Genomic DNA, 23,678 nt, shown 5'->3' with positions numbered 1-23,678 from the left:
GCGGCGGCTATTTCGACGGCACCCACAAAACGTCGGCACGGCCCTGATCGTTAGCATGACGCGCCAACACAAACAACAGGTCGGACAAACGGTTGAGGTATTTCAATGCCTCCGGATTGACCGCTTCGCCATCGATCCGGGCCAGGGCAACGGCATCGCGCTCGGCGCGCCGCGCCACGGTGCGCGCCAGATGCAGATGGGCGCTCAAGGCCGATCCCGCCGGCAAAATGAAGGAGGTCAGGGGCGCGATCGGTTCATTATAGGCATCAAGCGCCGCTTCAAGCGCCAAGACCTGATGCGCTTTGATGCGCAGCGGCGTCCACGAGACATCATCTGATGGCGTGGCCAGGTCGGCGCCGAGATCGAACAATTCGTTCTGAATACACGCCAGCAAGGCATCCAGCGCAGGATCGCCTGCGCTGTTCAGCCGCACCAGTCCCAGGGCTGCATTGGCTTCATCGACGCTGCCGATGGCGACCAGGCGCAGATCGTGCTTTGGCCGGCGCGATCCGTCGGCCAGGCCGGTAGTGCCGTCGTCACCGGTGCGGGTGTAGATCTTGTTGAGCTTGACCATCTAAATTCCAAAGTAGTTATGGTTCGGCAGGGGCCCAAGCTCTTAAATAAACATGACCCGCCCGAGCCGGTGCGAGGAGCCTTGGGGGACGCCTAGTCCGGCGCTTAAGCGATTAAGAAGAATGGTGCATCGCCCAGGCAAGGATGACTAACAACACAATGGCGATGGCCTGGAACAGCACGCGCAGGCGCATCAGCTTGTTCGACCAGTTCTCGCGGAAAGTGCCGCCACGCACGAGACTGAATATGCCGGCGCCCAGCACCACAAGCACGGCAAACATGGCGAGAAGCGCCAGATAGAAAAGTATTTTGGTCATGTGACAAAATCGCCTTTTTATAGCCAAAAGTCGAGTTATTTATCCTGGGATAGCGACGGATTTTCTGATGCCGCGCGTTGAATCCGCTGTTCCTGTGCGTATTGAAAAGTGACGCACGGAATAACGGCGTCATCCTTGTAATAGGCAGATGGCCATACTAAATAGGGCAAATCCGACGAAAATTCTTCCCCGAAGGTAAACTTCATTTTTGTGTGCGAGTAACGCGTTATGTACGATCCCCACCATGCCACCGACCCTGTGAGTGAGACTGCCATCGCCAGCGATAAACCCGTTCCGGCCGGCAATCGCGCCAAGTCGAAAGAACGTAACCGCCTGAAGATTCTTGAGTCGGCGGCGACCCTTTTTCGTGAGCGCGGCTTCGAAGCGGCCACCCTGCGCGATATCGCCCGCGCCGCCGGCCTTTCCACCGGCGCCCTGTTCGCCAACTTCGCGGACAAGAACGAAATTTTCCTGACCGTGCTGGAAAGCGAAAACAATCGCGTGATCCGCACCATGCGCGATGCGCTTGACGAAAAGCTCGACCTGGTCAGCCGCCTGCATACGCAACTGATGCGCGGCTATGAGGCCACCCAGCATAATGCCCGCATCGTGCTCTCCGCCTTCGTGATGAAATGGAGCCAGGGCCAGACCCCGGTCAATCAGGTCGGGCAGATGAGCGACCTGATCCGCTTCGTCCTTCTCGATACATTGAAGTCGGCGCAGGCGCGCAATGAAGTGCCGCAGTCCGTCAGCGTCGAATGCGCGGCCGAGGTGCTGGAAGACCTGTGCCTCGCCAATCTTCGCCGTGCCTATCAGGGCAGCGATGACAGCGGCGCTTTCGACATGGACAGGCTGGCCAAAAGCCTGAATGCTCAGGTCGCACTGGTCGTCGCCGGATTGAAAGCGGCTTAAACTTAAGTTTCACAGCTAAACAAAAAAGCCTTCAATCATCCGATTGAAGGCTTTTTGTTTAGCTCGTCCACTTCAGGGTCGTCGGCTTTACCGGATTGGCGAAGGGCCGCTTCTCGGCGCGTGCCTGCATCCATTCCCTTTTGAGTTGCTGATACCATTTGGCCTGGGTGTCGGCATCGTCGATCCAGATCAGGGCCGGATCATATTTCAGTCCCTCGTTCTGAAGATTGACCATGTCCCCGTCCTGCTTGAGGAACGCCTTGGCGCCATAGCGAAAGAGCGGCGCGATAAAACGGAACAGGCCGTGGTCAGACCAGAAAATCTGGGTGATGCGGCTCGTATTTTCATCGATCGGGGTCAGGCAGGTCAGGCCGAGAACTTGCTGGGTGCCGATCTCGATATGCTCATAGCGAATGCCCGGCAGGCGGAAGGTAATCTCGGTGGCCGGCGCGCCGCCGAGGATCTTGTAGGCGCGGCTGTTGGAAGACGGGGCGTGGCGCACCATCGAGAAGCCGTATTCTCGTGGCTCGAATTGCTTGATCTTGGAAAGTTGTTTCTTGGCCGACCGCCACCACCATTGCTGATGCACATAAGGGCCATGCGCCGGGTCCATCAGGCCAACGACAGCGTGATCGATATGGCTGTCGAAATCCATGGTCTCGACGATTATGGGCTTCCCACCCACCACGCCCGGCAGGATCGGCGGTTCGTGATCGGGCGCGGTCGGGCGACGCGGATCGGCAGTGATATAGATCCAGATTATGCCCTGCTGTTCGCGGATTTCGTAAGACCGCACCTTGATCTTCTCGACATCCATCGGCTGATCGGCAGTGAGCGACGGGATGCTCTTGCAGGTGCCTTCGGTATCGAAGGTCCAGCCGTGATAGCAGCACTGGACAACACAGGCCCCGCCCCTGCCATCACGGATCATCTCGCCGGCGGAAAGCGGCGCCGCACGGTGCGGACAGATATCGCGCATGGCATAGGCGCGGCCATCAAGGTCACGCGCCAGCAGGACCGGTTCACCCAGTATGACATAGCGTTGCAGCTTGCCGGCTACCAGATCGCCCGAAAGCGCGGCAAACCACCAGCAGTCCTTCAGGAAACCCTGTCCGAAGACGATCTTTGTATTGGCGGCAGGGGCGGATTGGTCAGGCATGGGGAAACTTCGGCTGTGAGCGTGTCAGCAATATAGATAGCATGGCACATTGCGGCAAACGATGCGTCAAATAGGTGCAAAAGCAGGTTTGGGACCACGAATGTACACGAATAAACACTAATATTCGTGCTTATTCGTGTACATTCGTGGTTTCGCTTTAAGACCTCAAAGCCGCAAATTTCCCCAGAGCTTCGATCACCGCCTGGTTTTCCTCGTCCTTGCCGACGGTAATGCGCAAACATTGCGGCAGGCCGTAGTTGGCGACATGACGGATGATGATGCCCTGCGACATCAGGAATTCATTGGCGCGCGCCGCTTCCTCGCCATCCTTAAAATAAACCAGCACGAAATTGCCCGTCCCCTTGCGGATATCGAAGCCCAGGCCGGCAATCGCCTGGCGCAGGCGCGGCTGCCAGTTCAGCACCTGCTGGCGCGATGCCTCTATATGGACGGTATCCTGCAAGGCGGCCACGGCGGCATATTGCGCCGGCAGATTAGCGTTAAATGGCAGACGGATACGATCGATAGCGGCGATCACATCGACCGGGCAGTAGCCGAAGCCGATACGCAGGCCAGCCAGGCCGTGAATTTTCGAGAAGGTGCGCGTAACGACCATATTATCCAGGCCGCGCGCCATCGGGAATGCCGTTTCCCAGGTCGGTTCGTCGACGAATTCGGCATAGGCTTCATCAATACACAGCAGGATGGACGGATCGAGCCGCGCCCGCAGGTCAGCGATTTCTTCCGGCGTGTTCCAGGTGCCGGTCGGGTTGGCCGGATTGGAGATATAGACGATCTTCGTCCGGTCATCGACCAGTTCGAGCAGCTTTTCGATACTGATACGCTGGTCCGGCTCCTCAGCCAGCTTCACCTCGGCCTGACAGGCGAGCGCCGAAATGCGATAGGCCAGGAAGCCGTGCTCTCCGGTGACGATATTATCGCCGGCTTCGAGATAGACCTGGTTCAGCAGGGCGAAAACTTCATCCGAACCATTGCCGAAGACCAGGCGTTCCGGCTCCAGGCCGTGATATTCCGCGACTGCAGCGCGCAGGGGCGCGGCATGGCCATCGGGATAGCGGAACAGCTTTTCCTTTGCCTTTTCATAGGCTTCTATGGCCAGCGCCGAGCAGCCCAGCGCATTCTCGTTGGAGGACAACTTGATCGGCTCAGTGACGCCCTCGATCTTCGACTTGCCGCCGACATAGGGGGCGATATCAAGTATGCCCGCTTTAGGCGCGGGTGCGGTCTTGGTCATTTCCATATCTCTTTAAATGCGCGGTGCAGCGCCGATAATGCCCGACAGGCTGCCAAGCGTCTTGGTCACCAGCCGCTCATCGTGTTCCTGCACATAGCCGATAAGGCCAAACAGCTTCAAGCCCTGGGCGGTGCAAAGCCATTCGGCGGCAAAGCCTCGCTGGCCAAGCGCTTCGATGATCTTGTTTTCGTGTTCGGCGGAATCGCTGACCCAGAAGGTCATGTCGTCGCCGGTTGGTTCCGGCGCAATGGCGGCCAGCGCCACGGCGTGCGGCCGGACTGTCGAGAGTTCGGGGAGCGCGGCGATAATGCGCACCTTCGGCTCTGCCAGCAGGCGCGCCCACCAGGCGCCGCCGCGCGGATCGAGGCTCAAAACGGAGATATGACGGACATCGCGCGCCGCCTGTATGGCCGCCGTGGCGTCATTGACATAACCAAAGCTCGGAGCGAAACCGAAGCGTTCGCGCGCCCACACCAGCACCTCCTTGGAGTGTTCGGCGGTGCTTAGATTCAAATGAAGGCCGCCATTACTGGCGGCCCCTTGAATACGCAGGTTTTCTGAAATCAGTTCACGCCAGATACGCACGACCACATTCTCGCTGGCGGCCTGACGCGGCATGGCCAGAAGCTTGCGGATCAACATGGCTTCACGATCCGGACGCAGGAGCGACACCTGGGTGTTGGCCGGCTCTTCCTTTGCCTTGGCCTCGCCGATGGCCTTGCCCAATGCGGCACGAGCGTCAACAAGACGCAGCAATTCCGCATCAAGGGCGTCAATCTGCGTGCGGAGATCAGCAAGCGTACTCAATAAACCACATCCTATTAGGCGACAGGAAGCCCTGACTTTAGGCTTCCACCACCTACACCACAAGTCTTGTTTGGCAAAAAGTCAGTATAAAAGCCTACCAGGGCAGTATAGGTGCATCTGAAACTTTCAAGGGACCGATATAGGCCCCGCCATTATGAAATTCGACGGGGAATTTCTGCGCCCCCTGCGTCGCCAGGGTCATGTTGAGCAGAGGCCGGGCAATGGTCATGTTTTCCTGAGAAATGAGGTTCAGCGCGCCCAGCACATCGATCGGGTTGAACGTGCCCGACATCTCGATATTCAACTTGCCATTGACTCGCCCCGCCGCATCCGGGGTCAGGAGGTCGCTGCTGGCGCAGACATTGAGATCGCCGGCACTGGCCGCCTTGCAGTCCGTGGTAAAGATATTGGTCGGCAAAGGCGCCAGACCGCCCTGCACCAGTTTCAGCCGAAAGGCCGAGACCTGCCCACCCTTCGCCGCCCAGGCACTGGAAACGCCGGTGTCACGCAGGGTCGAGACATGGCTGATCGCGCCCTCGACCTGCAGTGACAGCGCCTTGCTGGCACCGAAGTCACCGGCCAGGCTCTTCGGCTGCCCCTGCGCGCCGGTGAAATTCAGCATGAAATCGGCGCTGTCGGCCACATTGGCGGTCGGGCGCAAATGCGCCTCAAGCGTTTTCGCCGTGGTGAACGGCAAGGGATAGCCGGCATCCGAAGCGGCCAGGATCAGGTCATTGCCTTCAATGGCGACGGTCGGGACCGGCTTCGACAGGTTGAAGGCGCTGGCCCGCAGGCCGTTGCCCATGACCGAGACCTTGCCGCGGTCGATCCCGCCGGTTCGCCCGCGATAGAGGGTCAGCCCCTGGGGCGCTTCCGCTACCCAGTTATCAAGCGCATAGGCATTGGCCTCGGCACGGACGGTCGGTGCGGAAAAGCCCTTTCCGTTTGGCGAGATGATGTTCAGGCGGTGAAAATCGATGACCATGCGGTAAGGAAAACCCGTGACCTTGATCGGATCGAAACTGGCCTGGTAACCGGCGGCGATCAGCGCCTTCTGGTGTTGCAGAATCTGCGCCTGGATGCGCCCGGCGGTATAGAACCAATAGCCGCTCCATGCCGCGCAGATCAGGGCCAGCAGCAGTACAGGACCGAACAGCCCCCAGCGGCTGGCCTTCTTTTGCGGCTTGGCAGGTAAGGTCAGGTCGTCTGTCACGGTGCGGTCCTCGGATTACCCCGCCTGCCCCATTTATGGGAAAGGTGGCATTGAGCGAAGCGAAATGACGGAAGGGGCAATTCCACAGACAATAGCCCCTCCCACCATCGCAAGCGATGGTCCCCCCTCCCCGTAAACGGGCCGGGCGAAGACCGATTGAGCATTAACCAAACACGCCGCCCTGAACAAAGTCAATTCGGATACAAAAACATCTCGATCGCGGTAATCGCTTCCGCCAGTGTACATCTCTGCACCAGAACCCCTTCTGGCAGACCGGAAAACAGCCGCGTTGGCGCAGCGGAATCGAGCATGACGAAGACGCCCTTGTCGTCCTTGCGGCGGATCAGGCGGCCGAACGCCTGGGCCAGCTTGGCGCGCGTCAGGGCATCGTCATAGATTTTCTGACCGAAATGCTGGCGGCGCGCGCGATGCAGGGTATCGGGGCGCGGCCACGGAATGCGGTCAAAGGCGATCAACCGCAGGGCCTGGCCCGGCACATCGACGCCGTCACGAATGGCGTCCGTGCCCAACAGGCAGGAGTTATGCTCGGCGCGGAAGACGCTGATCAGGTCGGAGACATCGAGCGGATCGACATGCTGGGCATAAAGCGACAGGCCCTGCTCGCTGAGCGGTTTGTTGATCTGCTCATAGACCGCCTTCAGACGGCGGATAGCGGTGAAAAGCCCCAGCGCGCCACCCTTCGCCGCCACGAACAGGGCCTGCATGGCCGCTCCCACCGAGCGGGCGTCCTCGCGGCTGACATCGGTGACGACAAACAGACGCGCCTGCGAGGCATAGTCGAACGGCGAGGCGACGCGGATCGCCTTGGCGCCCATGACCAGATGATTGGCGCCAGTGCGCTGGCGAGCCAGGGCGAAAATGTCCCGGTTCTCCCCCTCTTCCACCTTAATGCCGTCGCTCAAGGTGGCGGAGGCCACCAGCACACCATGCGCCGGCTTGAGGACATAGTCCGCCAGCGGCAGGGAGGGATCGACATAATGGCGATTGAGGCAGACATCGACAACCCGCCCACGGATCACCTCGGTCGAAAACCAGTCGATTGTCTGCGCCCCCTCCGGAGTCGGTTCATCATCCAGCGTCAGTTGCTGCAACAGGGCCCGCCACGCCGGCAGCAGCATCCGCGCCCGGCGCTCCAGCCCACGCAGCGCACCTTCGATACGGATACGGTCCGCCGGTTCGATATCTTCCTTGCCGCTGCTTAAGCGATCTTCCAGCGCCCGGACCAGGGCCAGCAGGGGCACCTCGATGGCCGCCGGGCGGCGCGCGCCGCGGTCTTCGCCGCCGTGGGCCACGCCTTCCAGACAGGGATGTGCCTCGCATTCGCCGCCCTGATCGGCATCCTGCGAAAAGCGGGAGCGAAGGCGCGCCTCGCCCAGTCGGACATCAATCTGCCGGTAGACCTCCACCAGCAGGGCCTCGATCGGCCCCACCGGATCGAGACCGCCGCCGTTTTGCGTGCGTACTGTGATGCGCTGGGAAAAACCTTCCGCCGGCAGGACGGCGGCAGCGCGCATCAGTTCCTGCATGGCCTGTTTCGAGGTTTCGTCGCCGGAGAGCAGGTCGCCCAGTCGCGCCTCCAGACCGCGCCCACGCCGCGACCGGCCTTCATTGCCGCGTATCCAGCGCCGCAACTCAAAGGCCTCCAGTCCGGAAAGCCGCGTGGCGAAGGCAGAGTCCGCTGCCTCGAAGACATGGTGGCCTTCGTCGAAGATCAGCCGCGACAGGGCGGGCACCGCCACCTCGTCCTGCATGTCCTCGCCGTTCAGTTCGGCTTCGATTTCAGCCCGCGCCGTATCGCGCAGATCGTAGGCCGCCTGCGCCATGACGAGGGCGTGATTGGCGATGACGAGTGTGGCCGATTTCGCCTTGCGCACCGACTTTTCGATGAAGCAGACGCGATAATGCGGACAGGCGGCATAGGTGCATTCGCCGCGTCGATCGACCAGCGCCGAAGGCGTCAGGGTCTGGAAAACATGGGCCGGCGAGGTGGGCGGCAAAAGCGACGGCAGCCAGGTCGGGAAATCGCCGCTCATGATGTCACCATCGCGGCTGTAAAGCACCCAGCGCGCCATCAGCACGGCCATGATGATTTCCGGCTGACTATGCGCGCCGTTCAGCCGTTCCTGGAAATTGAGCAGGCAGAGATAGTTTTCCCGCCCTTTGCGCACCACCACCTGTTCGGCGCGTTCGTGCGGACTGTCGAACAGGGCGCGGGTGTCGTTATAGATCTGCTTCTGCAGGGCCTTGGTATAGGTCGAGACCCATACCTGGCCTTGCGCCTTGCGCGCCCAGGCATGCGCCGGCGCCAGATAACCAAGCGTCTTGCCGACCCCGGTGCCGGCCTCGGCCAGCAACATGTTGGGCTGGTCCTTGACGAATTTCGGCGCGAAAATATCGCGGGCCTTCTGGGCAAATTCGCGCTGTTCCGGCCGGCGTTCATCGAGCCCGGCGCGGGCCAGATTGGCATCCAGCGCCGCACCGACCTCCTCTTCGGTCAGCGAAACGGCGCGCGCCTGGCCTTCGGGCGGCTGGTCTTCCCACTCCTCCAGCAGGGTCCAGACATCGAGCGCCGGCGGCGGGACGTAATCGGCCGGTATCTGGCTTTCATCCAGCACGGCCTGAAGCAGCGGCGCCCACGGCCAGCCCTGCTTTTCCATCAGCCGCACGCCCGATTGCGCCACCAGCCGGAAGCCGAGCGGCGCGGCCTTCAGGTCTTCACACAGGCGGGTGACGACATCGAACAACACCTGCGCCTGGGCCTCCGGCGTCTGGGGTTCCGGATAACCGCAGGCCAGAGCCAGCCCCGCCACCGAGGGCGCACAAAACTGAGCCGGGCGCACAAAGGCAAACAATTCCAGGACATCGAAATGGCGCGCCTCGCGGTGCTGGCGATTGCCGAACAGGCGCGTCCGGACCAGGGCGGCATTGGCGACGATCAGGGGCTCACGGCCCCACAGTTCCCGCAGTTCATTGACGGAAAGCGCACGGGCGTCCTCCCCCGCGATAAAGGCGCGCGCCGGCGAATATCCCAGCGCCGCCTTGGGCGCGTGGTCACGCCACCAGACCGGCGTTCCTATAGGCGTTTCAGGGGATTTCAGGGTTACGTCTTCACTCACAGCCAAAGCTTAACGTGCGCCGGGGACATGGCCAAGATCAAAAGGAACAAAATGTGAAACAGAATCCAGATCATCCGGAAAGCGACGCCATAAACGGAATCGCGAAGAAAAAAGCCGCGCACCATCCGTATTTTACCGGGCTAAGTGTTTGCCGGCTTTACCAGGTTTCAGGCGCATATTAGGTTTTCGCCAGGGAGGGAACCGAATGAAAAAATTTGCCATATTTGCCGCCACCGGTCTTTTCGCCGGATGCCTGGTGGTAGGGGCCATTACCGCCGGGTCCGGTCCGGCCGCCATTGCCGCCACCTACACCAAGGGCGGCGCCTGCGAAGCGGTCGTGAACACACCCAATGACGGCGTGGTCAAGCAGGCCACCGATCCGCGACTGCGGGCGCGAGAGGACGTGTTTTTAAACAATGACGATGAACTGATCGCGCTCCTGGAAGACTGCGTCGATATCAATTCGCGCGATTCATCCGGCAATACGCTGCTGCACACCGCGATCGACGGCAACAAGCTTAGCGCGGTCAAGATTCTGCTGGCGCACGGCGCGCGGCTGGATGTCAAAAACACATCCGGCAAGACACCGGCGCAATATGCCTATGACAGCACCATGAAGGCTTATCTCGCCAGCCTGCCGCCGCAACCGCCCGCAGCGCCAAAGGCGAAGCCCGCGCCGGTCAGTCCAGCGACCGCCCTGGCGTCCAACCAAGGGCCTCATCAGGGCACGGACGAGATGGGATATTGCGAGCGCGCAGTCACCGCAACCACGAATGACGGCCGCACGCCGCAGAACCGCGCGCGCCTGCGCGCCCGCGACGCCATATGGTACAATCATCCGGATGAACTGACCGCCTATATCGAGAACTGTGTCGGGGTGAACGACAAGGACAATACCGGCTCGACACTTCTGCACACCGCCGCTGAACGCGACCGGGTGGAAATGGCGAAAATCCTCGTCGCTCATGGCGCCAGCCTCTCAGCCACCGATACCTTCGGCAAGAATCCCGCCAGCTATGCCACATCCCCCGAAATGAAGGCCCTGCTGGGCACGCCCAAGTCCGTTCAGGCCGCGGGCGATAATCCCAACAAACGGCAATGCGCCCAGAAGCACCAGGCCGACGCCGCCCTGTGTTCGGATACGGCCTGCCGGATGCGCGCCAACAGTCACTGGCAGAAGTGCCTGAAAACAGGCAGTTACTGGTAAAAGAAAGGCCGCGCCTTGACAGCGCGGCCTTTGAAGGATTTATCGCTCAGTCGTTTTATCCGGCCGATTCCGAACCGGCCGTCACCGGGCCGCCGTCGCTTATGGGCGTGAACCGCGCCACGGCATCATCGGCACGGGCGCGCTGCTCGTCGCTCAGTTGCGAACCGAGGTCGGCGGCGTAAGCCTTGGCGCCATCGGCGCCATTATTGGCGGCGATCTTCATCCACTTGTAGGCTTCGCTCGGGTTAAGCGGCACGCCCTTGCCGCTCTGGTAGAGCTGGGCCAGATTATACTGGCCGTCGACAACACCGCGTTCCGCCGCCTTGCGGAACCACAGCGCCGCCGTGGGGCGATCCTGGTCGCCGCCTTCACCGTTATAGAACATGTAGCCGTATTCGTTCATGGCTTCAGGCACGCCGCCTTCGGCCGCGCGTTTCATCCAGGTGCGCGCCTCGGCCTTGTCGGCAGTGACAAGCGTACCGCCCTTATAGAGGATACCAAGCTGGTACTGGGCCGGTGCATAGCCCTGGTTGGCCACCATCTTCATCAGATCGACCGATTTCGGATCGCGGGCCTGCAAGGCTTGCAGTGCCAGGTCATAACGTGTCTTGAGCGCCTGCTGGTCCTGAACCGCCGGCGCACTGACCGTCAGGGCCGAAGCCGCGATGGGCGTGGGGGCCTTCTGCTCATTGGCCAGTTTGTTGACGACAACCCAGCCGGCTGTGCCGACCGCAACCAGGCCCATGGCCACCGACGATGCCTTGACGGCGTTCAGGAAGGTGCTGCCGCCCTTGGTCTTCGCGGCGGCTTCCGGCTTGACGCCCTTGGCCTTTGACGGCCCCGCCCGCAGGAGGCCCAGACCGAGCCCGCCCGACTTGCGGTCCTCATTGCCTTCGATGCTGGCGCGCACCGCCGCCCGCGCCGCCGCCAAGGCATCGCGCGTCGACACCGAAACCGGAGCGGCGCCAAAATCGCTTTCATCCTCATCATCGAAAGGATTGCGCGCAGATTCAGCCGGCACCTCGGCGTGAATCATCGGCTGCTGCGGAATGCTTTCCATATGCACGGCCTGGCGCGGCGCCGTCTTGCGCGACACCTCTATATCGGCGAACGGGTCGCTGTCATCTTCCTCTTCCATCACTGGTTCAATGACTGGCAGCGGCGGCCTGACCGGCGGTGCGGCAGACGACAGAGGGGCCGTCAGGGGCGCATTCATTACCAGGTCAGCTTCCAGATCCTCTTCCTCGAACGGATCGAAATCGGGCTTGAACTGCGGCTCGCCGAAATCAAGCAGGCGGCCGGTCAGGTCGATAGCTTCCTCTTCGGCCGGCCCCTTAGTCGGTTCCGGGGCCTCCGCCCGCGTATCCTGCGGCGTGGCGGCGAATGGATTGGGCAGCCCGCCATCCATATCATCATCATGACGGGCAGACGGCTTAGCCGGTTTCGCTTCGGCTTCGGCCAGGAGGCTTTCCGTCTGCACCTTGGCGAGACGTGAATCGATACGGGCGCGCGTCTCTTCCAGCAGTTTCGCTGTGCGTTCCTCACTGGCGCGGATACGATCGGACAGGTCCGTGCGCTGGCGTTCGAACTGTTCGCCCACCGCACCGACGACTTCCGCCGCGCGGCGTTCGGATTCGGCCATCTTGCCTGTCAAACGTTCGGAAATGCGGGCGATCTCGCCGCCGAGACGTTCCAGCGCCTGGGCATGGCTGCCTTCGATGCGGTTGAAGCGGCCATCGACCGTATCGGCGATGCGCTGGACATCACGGCTGACGCGGGTCAGGCCGTCATGATTGCTGGTCTCGACCCCCGCCATGCGGCGGTTGAGATTGTCGGCGATGCGCAGCACGTCCTGGCCCATGCGCTCGATCGCGCCGGCGGAGCGCTTTTCCGACTGCTCGATGCGCTCACCCACAACCTTGACCGCCAGTTCGATCGTTTCCTGCTTGCCGGTCTGCAAGGCGCTGAACAGGTCCTGGCGCGATTCCTCGACGCGGCGCGACAGGTCGGCCGCCAGCCCGCTCAGGGACTTCATGGCTTCGGGATCGGTGACATCGCCGCCCGCTTCCACCTGGTTTAGGCGGCCTTCAAGCGCCTTGAACGCCTGTTCGAGTGTGCGGATGGCGCCGCTGGTATTGGCTTCGGCGGCATCGAGACGGTGCGCCAGTTGCGCCACCACCTTGTCGATCAGCCCTTGCGCCGCGCGGTCGGGATCACGCAGCTCCATCTGCGACAGGCGATGCGAAAGGCCAACCATATCCTCACGCACACCGGTCAGGCTGTCGCGGGTCCGGGCTTCGCCCTCGTAAAGCTGGTTGGCCAGCTTGCCGAGCGTGGCTTCAACGGCGCGGACCGTTTCGTTTACCTTGGGCGAGGCCAGTTCCTGCTCGATTTTCGCGGCGCGCTCACGTGCTTCACGCACATGACCGGACAATCCCTCCAGACGCTCAGCTTGGGCATCGATCAGGCGTTCCGCCTGCTCCAGGCGCTCGGCGAACAGGCCGTGATCTTCCTCGGTGCGCGCCAGTCGTTCAAACGACGACACAACCGCTTCGGACTGCTCTTCGATCCGGCCCTCGGACCTCGGCGTGCGCGGCCTCATTACGCTCCAGCCGGCTCAGGACGGTTTCGACGGCATGGGAGACACCGCGCACGGCGCTGGCCGAACGCGCTTCGGAATTTTCCATGCGCGCGCCCAGAGATTCAAGCGCGCGAGCCACCCGACTGAGATCGCTTGAGGCAGCCTCATAGTGCGCCTCTTCGGCGGCATAACCGTCATCATAAGCCGGGCGTTCGTCAAAGATCGACCGGCGGCGCAGATCACGCGAACTCATTTCACGCGAACCGAGCGGCTGAGCGGCGGATGAATAGGGCGCGGCCGGTTTGCGCGGCGCGTCTGTATGTCTCTTGGCCATGCGGCCTCCCGCTTCGGGTTCATTATAGAGAGTCACGATATACAGGGCGTTCGGCGCGGTCGCTTTCGCGGCTGATCAGCGCCCCGACATCCTCGCCTTCGAGAATCATCTGATTGAGCCATTCGCCGAGGGTCAGGCCGGAGCGGCGCGCCAGATCCTTGGCGACTTCGCGCGCCCTGGCGTCAATACCCTTCACACTCCACGGTGCGTTCGCGCTCATGCGATTCCCCTAACTTCGTCAGGTAGCGAGCGTAGACAACATTATGTGGGGTGTAAACACCTCGTTAACCACTATATATGGCGGGACGTTAATCTTCTGGGGAAAACTGGCGAGGCCAGTCACCGGATGCGGGAAATGCCACAGTCAGGCGGAAATGCGCGATAAAATCGCCCCGCGGCCTTGCCCGAAATGCCGTTCCACGACATATGCGACGGATGGAACTGACCTTATCCCTTACCGTGATTCTCACGATTGTCAGCGGGCTTTTTACCGCATTGTTCGGTTATCTCGGCGCCCGGCCGATGGACCCGAACAAGGGCCCGCGCATGGTGCCCTGGCGCTTCCTGATGCTGCTGACCTTTACGGCCGCCCTGCTGCTGGTCGTGCATCTGCTGAACCTGGTGGGCATACAGACCAAGCCCCCGGAACAGTTCCCGCATCCGTAATTGCACCCTTAAAGCGCCGGCCCGTTTTAGCCGCCAGCCTTGAGGCGAATAATAGCCGGCAAGTGACGCGGGTACACTTGGTACCCGCTAGCGCAGACTGCGTATTAGTCGGCCAAGGATGGCGCGCTAAAACACCAGGCGAGAATAGCCTTTTGGGCATGTATCCGGTTTTCAGCCTCGTCCCAAATGACCGATTGCGGACCGTCGATGACATCCTCGGTCACTTCCTCGCCACGGTGGGCCGGCAGGCAGTGCAGGAAGAGGGCATTATCCTTGGCCAGCTTCATCAGGTCGGCATTGACCTGGTAAGGCTGGAAGGCGGCCAGGCGCTCGTCATGGTCGAGATCGCCCATGCTGACCCAGGTATCGGCCAGCACGACATCGGCGCCGCGTACGGCCTCTTGCGGATCCTGCGTGACCGTAACGTGGGCGCGCGATTCTGAGGCAAAGACCATGGCGGCCTGAGACGGTTTGTAGGCCGCCGGGCAGGCGATTTTCAGCGTAAAGCCGAAACGCGCCGCCGCATGGATCAGGCTGTTGCAGACATTGTTGCCGTCGCTGATCCAGGCCAGGGTCTTACCCTCGATGGCGCCGCGATGCTCCTCGATCGTCTGGATATCGGCGATGATCTGGCAAGGGTGCGAGGCATTGGTCAGGCCATTGATGACCGGCACGGTGGAGGCCCTGGCGAGGCGCACCACGTCATCGTGCTCATTGGCGCGGATCATGATGGCATCGACCATGCGCGACAGCACCTTAGCAGTATCCTCGATCGGCTCGCCGCGACCGAGTTGCATGTCGTTCGAGGTCGAGATGATGGCACGGCCGCCGAGCTGACGGATGGCGGCATCGAACGAAAAGCGCGTGCGCGTCGAGTTCTTCTGGAAGATCATGGCCAGCACGCGGTCCTTCGCCGGCGCGTCGGCATCGGGCTTGCCCTTCGGCCAGTCACGGCGCAGGCGCTTGCGGGCGTGGGCGTCATCGACGATGGCGCGCAGCTCTTCGGCGGTCAGGTCGCAGATATCGAGAAAATGACGGGTCATGGAGGACTCCCCCTTGAGGGCCACTTCATGACCCCAATCTTGAATTTACGCGGTTTCTTTTGCTTTTTCGCGGGCAGCCACGAACGTCTTTTCCAGACGGTCGAGCGCCTCGCGGGCATCGGCCTCAGTGAGGTTCAGCGCCGGCAGCATACGGATGCAGTTTTCGCCGCCGCCGGCCACCAGCAGGCCGTTATCGCGCGCCAGGGCCATCATTTCGCGGTTGTTGGGCTTCAGCTTGATACCGATCAGAAGGCCCTTGCCGCGCACATCCGCAATCATGTCCGGCCAGGCCTGCTTCAGACCCTCAAGCTGCTGCTTGAGATAGCCCGATACCTTGACGACGTTTTCCAGCAGTTCCGGCTTCGATATTTCATCGAAAGCGGCGATCCCGACCGCCATGGCCAGCGGATTGCCGCCAAAAGTCGAGCCGTGCGAACCGACCACCATGCCTGAAGCCGCCTCGCGCGTGGCGAGGCAGGCGCCGATCGGGAAGCCGCCGCCCAAAGCCTTGGCGATGCACATGACATCGGGCGCGACGCCGGAATGCTCATAGGCCCACAGCTTGCCGGTCCGGCCCATGCCGCACTGGATTTCGTCGAAGATCAGCAGCAGGCCGTTGGCGTCACACAGGTCGCGCAGCATCTGTAATTCTGCGTCAGTCAGGGCGCGTGCGCCGCCTTCGCCCTGAACCGGCTCGACCAGGATGGCCGCCGCGGTCGGTGCTTCCGCCGCTGCGCGGAGGGCGTCATGATCGTCGAGCGACACATTGACGAAGCCCGGCAGGCGCGGACCAAAGCCGTCGAGATAGGTCTGGTTGCCGGCGGCGGTCACGGCGGCATAGGTGCGGCCGTGGAAGGCGCCCTGGAAGCCAATGATGTCAATGCGCTCTTCATGGCCCTTCGAGGCATGGTACTTGCGCGCCAGCTTCAGGGCGCATTCGACCGCTTCCGTGCCGGAATTGGTGAAGAACACCTGGTCGGCAAAGGACGACGCGCACAACTTGCCCGCCAGTTCATCCTGGCCGGGAATGCGGAAGATATTGGAGACGTGCCACAGTTTATGCGCCTGCGCATTCAGGGCTTCGATCAGCACTGGATTGGCGTGGCCCAGGCCATTGACGGCGATGCCCTGCACGAAATCGAGATACTCACGGCCCGATCGGTCATACAGTCGGCTGCCTTCGCCGCGCTCCACCTCGATAGGCGCCCGCGCATACACACCGAACAAATGATCTTCCGACTGAGCCATGGTAATACCCCAAAAACGGCGAAAACCCTGCGTACCTCACGCAAGGGAAAGAAGGCGTCTAAGCTGTTGGGGGCTTAGGCGGGCCTTTTGTCGAATAATCACCGTAATGTCAACGATATTCACAGGGCGTGGTGGGGCGTTCGCTCACCCCGCCACCACCGGCCTGGTCACGGAATCAAGCCGCGTCACCGCATAGCCGCTCCGCCGCAACTGCGCCACAAGCCCATCGGGGCCGATCAGGTGCGTGGCGCCCACCGTGACGAAGGTCGTGCCCTTTTCGGACAGCGCCTTTTCGATGGTCGGCAGCCAGGCCTGGTTGCGCTTCACGATCAGGGCATCGTAGCCCGCCGGATCGGCCTCGGCCAGCAGGGCCGGGGTGTCGGTCAGGGACTTCTGGTCGCCGGTGCGCCAGGCTTCGGCCGGCAGCACAAAACCGTCATCTGTCACGCCCTCGGCGGTGACGCGCCCGGCTTCGGATGCGCCCTTATCAAGCCCGACGGTCATCTTTCGCATCGCGTCCGCACGGTGATAAAGCGCGGCATCCGGACGCAGCGTCACCACATCGGCCGGGAGTACATCGGGATAGGCGCCGACCTCGAACAGGGTGGTATCGGCATTATCGAAGGCCGTGAACAGGCGGCGGTCCATCCAGCCGGATGCGATGTCGCCCGAGCTGTTGAACCCGCCGAACAGATAGACCGTGGAATCGCCCGACTTCATAACCCACAGCAGGGGCGATCCCGTCGGGCCGGCCCCGGCCTCGGCCACATCCGGATCGGCGGCCGGCGTAAAGGCCACGGTGACGGCGTCCGGATTGTGCGAGCGGTGCCACCACATGCCGAGCGGCGGCACGACGACGGCGATACCCATGGCCGCCCCCATGATGATCCCGGCCTCCACCAGCCAGCGGGTTGACCGCTTTCTCTTTTTGAAAAAGACACCGTCCGCGTAATTGACCGCCCGCATTTCCGACCTCCGGCTTTTATATTCCGGAGGAACCCCTGCAAGCCTTGGGCCAGTCTTAAGGCTGTGTTAAGGATCAGATCGGGACAGGCATTATTGCACGCGCTCCGCCTGAATACCGTGCTGTTTCAGCATGGCGATCACGCTGTCCGGCCCGACCAGGTGCCCTGCGCCGACCGTGATGAAAACCGTGCCCTTGCCGGCCAGTATCTGCTCGATCTGCGGTTCCCAGGCGGCATTGCGCTCGACGATCAGGCGCTGGTAGCTCTTTGGGTCTTCGGCCTGCATCTTGTCAATCATCAGGCGGGTCAAGGCTTCAGTATCGCCCTGCTTCCAGGCAGTAAACAGGTCGCCCAGATCCTGCGGCATGGTCTCGATATCGGTAAGCGTAGCGCGCAGGGCGATCAGTTCATCCGCCTCGGTTTCCGGCACGAGGGCCTGCATCTGGCTTTCCATCGTCTCGAAGCCATGAACGCCCTTGCCGGTTTCACGTGCCTGCTTCATCAGGGTCACATCGACGCCGGTATCCGTGGCGTACCCAAGCTGATTGACCTCCTGCATGGTAATGATCAGCCCGACAGCCCATTTGCGCATGGCTTTCAGCGCCGCCGCGTTCAGCCCCATAGGCTTTAATAGCGCATCGACACGCGCCAGCTCTTCCGCCGTCAGGCCGCTGCTCATGTCGCCCTTCGGATCGAACATGTATTTCTGCGCAATCGCACCGGCGGTCGCCTTGTTGTCGAGGTCAGGAATCTCGAACCACGCATCCTGCGCGCTGTCGAAACGGCTCTGGATAGCCGGTGTCAACCAGGGCGTCTCAGGGGTCATGACGTGGATTGATCCCAGCAGATAGATGGTCAGATCCGCGTCCTTGATCACCCACATGGCAGGGCGAATTTGGGCGGGCTTGACCTGAGTGGCCGGTACTTCCGCCTGAGCCATCGGCGCGAAAGCGCAGCCAAGGAGAGCGATGACAGCCAGCAGGCCGGTTTTCAATCTGGAAAGCATGGATCCCCCAAGCACCTCAAACGGGCATAAATATATCTTCTATCCGCAAGGCGAACAGGTCCGCAATTTTAAAAGCCAGCGGCAGGGACGGATCGTACTTTTCCGTCTCGATGGCGTTGATCGTCTGGCGCGACACAGCCAGCCGGTCAGCCAGGTCGGCCTGCGACCAGTTGCGTTCGGCGCGCAGGATTTTCAGGCGGTTTTTCATCAGCGATATTTCAGCCAGGCATTGACCTGCCCGATCAGCAGCCCCAGCACGAACGGCGCCATGCCGGACACGCGCCCGATCAGAAAGCCGTCATTGGCGCCATCCATGCTGGCGATAAACTGGCGATAGAGGTCCGGCAAAAAGATCGGAAACAGACCGGTAATCAGGAACAGTATGAAGCCGATGAGAAAACCGCTCTGCGCCGCATAGCGCTTCTTGGCGATGCTGAATTCATCGGTCGTGGCTGCCTTCAGCTTGCGCACGTAGAGAATCAGCATGATCAGGACTGGAAGGGCGCAAACATCTATGATCAAGCCATAGAGCGGAAACGACGGCTCACGGCTCCAGCTCATATTGAATCCGCCCAGCAGCCCGCCGATCAATGCCGCCACGGCCACCCCGCCAACAAACTTCCATTTCGATCCCGTCATGACCAACCTCCCGATGAATGACAAGGATGCTTTACATATTCGCACACAACATGTCAAGCGCCCTTGTCATTATGTCCAGAGTGGTTGTCATAATAGCCAGCCTTAAATACCGTTAAGCCTGATGCCACACCTGAAATTTACCCTTTTGTGGCAGGGTCTGGGTGGCCCGAACCTTGCTGTTCACGGCATTCCGATCCTCTTATGTCCTGAAGGCGTCCATTTCCTCCATGCCCGACAGCAGTCCGCACGCCTTTATGTCCCAGAACACCAAGAGCGACCTTGCGCGCATCTGCGTCATTATTCCAACCTTTCGGCGACCGCAGGGGCTGGAAACGGCGATGCGGTCGATCCGCACCCAGGCGGATGCGCCGCCGCTCAGCCTGATCGTCTGTGACAACAGCCCGGAAGCCTCGGCGCGCGCTCAGGTCGAAGGCTTCGACGCGCCTTTTCCAGTGATCTATATCCACGAGCCGAAAACCGGCGTCGCCAATGCGCGCAACAGCGCCGTGGCCGTCTGCGACAGCGATTTCATCGCCTTTCTCGATGACGACGAGGAGGCCCCGACGGATTGGCTAAGCCGCCTCATGGCCGCGCAAACCCAATTCAACGCTGATGTTGTCTTCGGGCCGGTCACTGCCCGCCTGCCTGCCGATACCCGCCACAATCGCCCCTATTACGAACATTTCTTTTCGCGTTTCGGTCCGGCACAATCGGAAATCCTGCCGCACTATTACGGCTGCGGCAATTCCCTGCTGAAGACGTCTGCGCTCACCTCGAAAACGCCGTTCAGCACATTGCAGAACGAGATGGGCGGCGAGGACGATATCCTCTTCACCGCCATGAAGACCGAGGGCCGTGTCATGGCCTGGGCCGCCGATGCCCCCGTCTTTGAAGACGTGCCACCCGCCCGCGCTACCCTGGCGTACACGCTGAAGCGCGGCTTCGCCTACGGCCAGGGCCCCAGTCATTCAAGCGGCGTCAATGGCCGGTTCCTCGCCTGCGCCAGCTGGATGGCACAGGGCCTGATTCAGGCCGGACTGTTCGGAATTGCCAGCCTTGGTCTCTTCGCCATCGGCCATCCGCGCCGGGCTTTCGTGCTCGACAAGGCGGCGCGCGGCCTCGGCAAGACCCTGTGGTTCCCACCCTTCAAGATGAAATTCTACGGGCAGGTCCTGCTCAAAAAAGACAAGAAAACAAAACCATGACTTTGATCAACTGGACACCGGAAAAGCAGCGCGCCTTCACGAAGGAAAACCTGCTGTTCACGCATAATATCGCCGACAGCGAACTCTTCAGCGAAGAGGCGCTGATCGCCCTCATCGACCGCTATCCGCGTGACAGCGTCGAGGTCTTCACCATGGGTTACGACCAGACGGTTTTCGGTGAATGGTATCTCGGCCGCAAGACGGCGAAAGACGGCACCGAACTGGACGGCCGCGCCCTGATGGAAGCCGTGAAACACGGGCGCCTGTGGCTGAATCTCCGCCGCGTCAATCATTCTGATCCGGCCGTTGGCGAACTGTGTGACCGCATCTTCGCCGAGGTGGCGGAAAAGACCGGCACGCATAACCTCAAGACCGATCTCGGCCTGCTGATCTCCTCGCCCAACGCTCATGTCGTCTACCATCTCGACATGCCGATGGTCATGCTGTGGCAGATCTGCGGCGTGAAGAAGGTCTATCTCTATCCCGCCGATGCCGGCTTTTTCACCGATCGCCAGATCGAGGGCATCGCCCTGCGCGAAAGCGACGAGAACCTGCCGTATGACCCCGCCTTCGATGGCAAGGCTCTGATCCACGATCTCAAGCCGGGCGAAATGCTGACCTGGCCGCAGAACGCGCCGCACCGTATCGTCAATGGCGACATGGTCAATGTGTCGCTGTCAATCGAGTTCATGACGCCGCGCGCCCTGTGGCACGCCAATGTCATCTATGCCAATGGTTTGCTGCGGAGACTGTTCGGCCTCAATCCGAGCGTAGCGAAATCGCCGAAGATCCTGGAACCGTTGAAGATCGTCTTCGCCCGCCTCTACAAGCTCATGAGCGGCGGCTTCAAGGGTCACAAGAGCCCACTGACCCCGGCCTTCTCGCTCGATCCGCAGCGGCCCGGCACGATCATCTATGACGAAGGCGTCAGGCCGTTTATTGCCCCGACCGTCAGCCGCAAGCGTGAAAAAGCCGCCTGATAATTTGTTCTTGATTTGTTCTTATTTCGGCATAGGATGCGGCCATGCCCGCGCCGCCACCAAATACACGCACAAAAAGTGACGATGCCCTGCCCGACCTGCCACGCAAGGGACGCGGCTCAGTCTCCAACCGGCCAAGTCACCGCTTCGGCGTGGCCGACCGTTACGAGATCGATGACGGCTGGAGCGATCATGAACGCGAAGACTGGGGCAAGGCCCGGCGCCAGACCATCCTCGGCGTCGATAGCGTCCGGCGCATTATTACCCGCAACACCTCGCCCGACGTTGGTTTTGATCGTTCGATAAACCCCTATAAAGGCTGCGAACACGGCTGCATCTATTGCTTCGCCCGCCCCAGCCATGCCTATCTCGACCTGTCGCCCGGCATGGATTTCGAAACGCGCATCTTCCGCAAACCGGATGCCGCAGCCGCCCTGCGCCTGGAACTGTCGGCGCGGAACTACACCCCGGCCCCTATCGCGCTCGGCATCAATACCGACGCCTATCAGCCGACGGAGAAATCGGAGAAACTGACTCGCAACATTCTGGAGGTGCTGTATGAATTCCGCCACCCCGTCCATATCGTCACCAAGTCGGCCCTGATCCAGCGCGATATCGATATACTGGCCGCGATGGCGGACCTGAACCTCTTCAAGGCCACCCTGTCGATCACCACGCTTGACCGCGATCTGGCGCGCGTCATGGAACCGCGTGCCGCCACGCCCTCCCGCCGATTGGATACCGTCCGCACCCTGACCAACGCCGGCATCCCCACCAGTGTTCTGATGGCGCCGGTCATTCCGGGGTTGACCGACCACGAGATCGAAAAAGTCACGGAGGCGGCAGCCCATGCCGGCGCCACACGGGCCGGTGGCGTGCTGATCCGCCTGCCTCATGAAATCAAGGGGCTGTTCGAGGAATGGCTGCGCGCGCATTTCCCCGATCGCGCCGAAAAGGTGCTCAATCACATCCGCCAATGCCGGGGCGGCAAGCTCTATAATGCCGAATTCGGCAGCCGGATGCGCGGCGAAGGCGTCTATGCCGACCTGATCCAGAACCGCCTGGAGAAGGCCATCAGGCGTTACGGACTGGACAAGCCCGGCCGGCCGCTTGACAGCAGCCAGTTTCGCGGCGGTGATCCGCAGATGCGTTTGTTTTAAAGAAAGATATCAGATGGATGATGACCGCACGACAATCATTGCGCGCCGGACACCGGAATCGGCAGCCATGGTCGCCAGCGTCAGACGCGCCATGGCCATGACCGCTGCCCTCAACCGCCTGACATATGACGACGCGGCGGAAGTCCGCTTTCTCTTCAGCGAACTGATCGGCGCGCCGCTGGACAATGGCTTTTCGCTGATCCCGCCATTCTATACCACCGGCGGCGACAATCTCCGCATCGGACGGCATGTCTTCATCAATCAGAACTGCACGATCTATGATCTCGGCGGCATCGATATCGGCGATGAGGTGATGATCGGGCCGAATGTCAGCCTGATCACCTCAAGCCATCCGATCGAGCCATCCCGGCGGCGTGATGCAGTCATCGCAAAACCGATCGTGATCGGCAAAAATGTCTGGATCGCCGCCAATGTAACCGTTATCGGCGGCGTGACAATAGGCGAAAATTCTGTGATTGCCGCCGGTTCCGTTGTCACCAGGGATGTGCCCGCCAATATGCTGGTGGCCGGCAATCCGGCGCGGGTCATTCGCTCGATCGCCGAATGACGGTTGCATGAGTGATTCCGCCGGCCCATAGTTGCCGGGGGCGAAACCAGAGATTACCGGATTGACCAGAGCCGAACGCACCCCAGAAATAACACGGCGTATCCTGCCCTGGCTGGTCGCCGTCGCCTTCTTCATGGAGGCGCTAGATACCACCATCCTCAATACCGGCGTCCCGGTCATCGCCAAAGCGCTGGCGGTCACGCCGCTCAGCATGAAGGCCGTGCTGTCGAGCTATACCCTAAGCCTGGCTGTCTTCATCCCGATCAGCGGCTGGATGGCCGATCGTTTCGGCACGCGCACTGTGTTTGCCGCCGCCATCGGCCTGTTTACGCTCGGTTCGCTGCTGTGCGGACTGTCGACCAATATCCATATGCTGGTGGCCTGTCGCGTCCTGCAGGGCATGGGCGGCGCCATGATGACGCCGGTGGGTCGGCTGGTCATGGTCCGCACCTTCGAGCGCACGGACCTGGTCAGGGCCATGAGCTTCGTCGCCGTACCGGTGCTGATCGCGCCGATGCTGGGGCCCCTGATCGGCGGCCTGATCGTCGACTACCTGCACTGGCGGGTGATCTTCTTCGTCAATGTGCCGGTTGGCCTGATCGGCATGGCAATGGTCTGGCTCAAAATGCCCGATTATCGCGGCGCGGCGCGCCCCTCGATTTCCTCGGCCTGATCCTGTTCAGTTCCGGCATTGCCCTGCTTT

24 protein-coding genes are annotated in these 23,678 nt (G+C 61.4%); 8 read left to right on the top strand and 16 right to left on the bottom strand.

Features of this window, described 5'->3' with window-relative positions:
* Window positions 1–7: 7 nt before the first annotated feature.
* Both NVV72_08520 and NVV72_08515 read right to left on the bottom strand, forming a co-directional pair.
* The gene (locus NVV72_08520; GenBank protein MCR6659372.1) at window positions 8–574 is read right to left on the bottom strand and encodes a cob(I)yrinic acid a,c-diamide adenosyltransferase; all 567 of its coding nucleotides are present in this window, start codon (window positions 572–574) and stop codon (window positions 8–10) included.
* Window positions 575–686: 112 nt separating this feature from the next.
* The gene (locus tag NVV72_08515; GenBank protein ID MCR6659371.1) at window positions 687–890 is read right to left on the bottom strand and encodes a twin transmembrane helix small protein; all 204 of its coding nucleotides are present in this window, start codon (window positions 888–890) and stop codon (window positions 687–689) included.
* A 258-nt stretch (window positions 891–1,148) separates the two neighbouring features.
* On the opposite strand from NVV72_08515, the gene NVV72_08510 reads away from it, so the two are divergent.
* Window positions 1,149–1,802, top strand: coding sequence for a TetR/AcrR family transcriptional regulator (locus tag NVV72_08510; protein ID MCR6659370.1), 654 nt, complete (start codon window positions 1,149–1,151; stop codon window positions 1,800–1,802).
* Window positions 1,803–1,860: 58 nt separating this feature from the next.
* Here the strand turns inward: NVV72_08510 and NVV72_08505 are convergent, their stop codons facing one another.
* The 5 genes from NVV72_08505 to NVV72_08485 all read right to left on the bottom strand — a co-directional run bounded on the left by NVV72_08505 (window position 1,861) and on the right by NVV72_08485 (window position 9,373).
* Window positions 1,861–2,961, bottom strand: coding sequence for an aromatic ring-hydroxylating dioxygenase subunit alpha (locus NVV72_08505; protein ID MCR6659369.1), 1,101 nt, complete (start codon window positions 2,959–2,961; stop codon window positions 1,861–1,863).
* 157 nt (window positions 2,962–3,118) lie between these two features.
* Window positions 3,119–4,216: a histidinol-phosphate transaminase gene (gene hisC, locus NVV72_08500; GenBank protein ID MCR6659368.1), complete on the bottom strand. Its 1,098-nt coding sequence runs from the start codon at window positions 4,214–4,216 to the stop codon at window positions 3,119–3,121.
* A 12-nt stretch (window positions 4,217–4,228) separates the two neighbouring features.
* A complete protein-coding gene (locus tag NVV72_08495) occupies window positions 4,229–5,023 on the bottom strand; it encodes a chorismate mutase (GenBank protein MCR6659367.1) in 795 nt (264 codons plus the stop codon).
* 94 nt (window positions 5,024–5,117) lie between these two features.
* Window positions 5,118–6,236 carry a DUF2125 domain-containing protein gene (locus NVV72_08490; protein ID MCR6659366.1) on the bottom strand — a complete coding sequence of 373 codons (1,119 nt, stop codon included), beginning with the start codon at window positions 6,234–6,236 and terminating at the stop codon, window positions 5,118–5,120.
* 191 nt (window positions 6,237–6,427) lie between these two features.
* Window positions 6,428–9,373: an ATP-dependent DNA helicase gene (locus NVV72_08485; GenBank protein ID MCR6659365.1), complete on the bottom strand. Its 2,946-nt coding sequence runs from the start codon at window positions 9,371–9,373 to the stop codon at window positions 6,428–6,430.
* 205 nt (window positions 9,374–9,578) lie between these two features.
* Here NVV72_08485 and NVV72_08480 point away from each other — a divergent pair, with 205 nt between their 5' ends.
* A complete protein-coding gene (locus tag NVV72_08480; protein MCR6659364.1) occupies window positions 9,579–10,580 on the top strand; it encodes a hypothetical protein in 1,002 nt (333 codons plus the stop codon).
* Between the two features lie 55 nt (window positions 10,581–10,635).
* On the opposite strand, the gene NVV72_08475 is transcribed toward NVV72_08480, so the two are convergent.
* From NVV72_08475 to NVV72_08465, 3 genes are read right to left on the bottom strand one after another with little or no spacing between them, the layout of a single operon-like run.
* Window positions 10,636–13,182 carry a hypothetical protein gene (locus NVV72_08475; protein ID MCR6659363.1) on the bottom strand — a complete coding sequence of 849 codons (2,547 nt, stop codon included), beginning with the start codon at window positions 13,180–13,182 and terminating at the stop codon, window positions 10,636–10,638.
* A complete protein-coding gene (locus NVV72_08470) occupies window positions 13,112–13,495 on the bottom strand; it encodes a hypothetical protein (protein MCR6659362.1) in 384 nt (127 codons plus the stop codon). Before NVV72_08470 ends, NVV72_08475 begins: the two co-directional genes overlap by 71 nt.
* 22 nt (window positions 13,496–13,517) lie before the next feature.
* The gene (locus NVV72_08465) at window positions 13,518–13,715 is read right to left on the bottom strand and encodes a hypothetical protein (GenBank protein ID MCR6659361.1); all 198 of its coding nucleotides are present in this window, start codon (window positions 13,713–13,715) and stop codon (window positions 13,518–13,520) included.
* Between the two features lie 206 nt (window positions 13,716–13,921).
* On the opposite strand from NVV72_08465, the gene NVV72_08460 reads away from it, so the two are divergent.
* Complete coding sequence (locus tag NVV72_08460) at window positions 13,922–14,161, top strand: hypothetical protein (GenBank protein MCR6659360.1); 240 nt, start codon at window positions 13,922–13,924, stop codon at window positions 14,159–14,161.
* A gap of 104 nt (window positions 14,162–14,265) precedes the next feature.
* Here the strand turns inward: NVV72_08460 and argF are convergent, their stop codons facing one another.
* From argF to NVV72_08430, 6 genes are all read right to left on the bottom strand, one after another.
* Window positions 14,266–15,204 (bottom strand): ornithine carbamoyltransferase, encoded by a 939-nt coding sequence (gene argF / locus NVV72_08455; protein ID MCR6659359.1) that lies wholly within the window; start codon window positions 15,202–15,204, stop codon window positions 14,266–14,268.
* 45 nt (window positions 15,205–15,249) lie between these two features.
* Complete coding sequence (locus NVV72_08450; protein ID MCR6659358.1) at window positions 15,250–16,452, bottom strand: aspartate aminotransferase family protein; 1,203 nt, start codon at window positions 16,450–16,452, stop codon at window positions 15,250–15,252.
* Between the two features lie 144 nt (window positions 16,453–16,596).
* A complete protein-coding gene (locus NVV72_08445) occupies window positions 16,597–17,418 on the bottom strand; it encodes a TraB/GumN family protein (GenBank protein MCR6659357.1) in 822 nt (273 codons plus the stop codon).
* Between the two features lie 90 nt (window positions 17,419–17,508).
* On the bottom strand, window positions 17,509–18,423 hold the full coding sequence (locus NVV72_08440) for a TraB/GumN family protein (protein MCR6659356.1): 915 nt from the start codon (window positions 18,421–18,423) through the stop codon (window positions 17,509–17,511).
* 16 nt (window positions 18,424–18,439) lie between these two features.
* Window positions 18,440–18,631, bottom strand: coding sequence for a helix-turn-helix transcriptional regulator (locus tag NVV72_08435; protein MCR6659355.1), 192 nt, complete (start codon window positions 18,629–18,631; stop codon window positions 18,440–18,442).
* Window positions 18,631–19,062 carry a hypothetical protein gene (locus tag NVV72_08430; protein MCR6659354.1) on the bottom strand — a complete coding sequence of 144 codons (432 nt, stop codon included), beginning with the start codon at window positions 19,060–19,062 and terminating at the stop codon, window positions 18,631–18,633. The genes NVV72_08435 and NVV72_08430 overlap by 1 nt, the downstream gene beginning before the upstream one ends.
* A 227-nt stretch (window positions 19,063–19,289) precedes the next feature.
* Here NVV72_08430 and NVV72_08425 point away from each other — a divergent pair, with 227 nt between their 5' ends.
* The 5 genes from NVV72_08425 (at window position 19,290) to NVV72_08405 (ending at window position 23,648) form a co-directional block, all read left to right on the top strand.
* Window positions 19,290–20,267, top strand: coding sequence for a glycosyltransferase (locus NVV72_08425; protein ID MCR6659353.1), 978 nt, complete (start codon window positions 19,290–19,292; stop codon window positions 20,265–20,267).
* The gene (locus tag NVV72_08420; GenBank protein MCR6659352.1) at window positions 20,264–21,247 is read left to right on the top strand and encodes a hypothetical protein; all 984 of its coding nucleotides are present in this window, start codon (window positions 20,264–20,266) and stop codon (window positions 21,245–21,247) included. The genes NVV72_08425 and NVV72_08420 overlap by 4 nt, the downstream gene beginning before the upstream one ends.
* A gap of 44 nt (window positions 21,248–21,291) precedes the next feature.
* Entirely contained in the window at window positions 21,292–22,407 is a 1,116-nt protein-coding gene (locus NVV72_08415) for a PA0069 family radical SAM protein (protein ID MCR6659351.1), read from the top strand.
* Window positions 22,408–22,420: 13 nt separating this feature from the next.
* Entirely contained in the window at window positions 22,421–22,975 is a 555-nt protein-coding gene (locus NVV72_08410) for a sugar O-acetyltransferase (protein MCR6659350.1), read from the top strand.
* A 61-nt stretch (window positions 22,976–23,036) separates the two neighbouring features.
* Entirely contained in the window at window positions 23,037–23,648 is a 612-nt protein-coding gene (locus NVV72_08405) for an MFS transporter (protein ID MCR6659349.1), read from the top strand.
* The last annotated feature ends 30 nt before the right edge of the window (window positions 23,649–23,678 follow it).

The organism is Asticcacaulis sp. (genome assembly GCA_024707255.1).
Taxonomy (GTDB): domain Bacteria; phylum Pseudomonadota; class Alphaproteobacteria; order Caulobacterales; family Caulobacteraceae; genus Asticcacaulis.
This window is presented reverse-complemented; position numbering and strand designations above follow the sequence as displayed.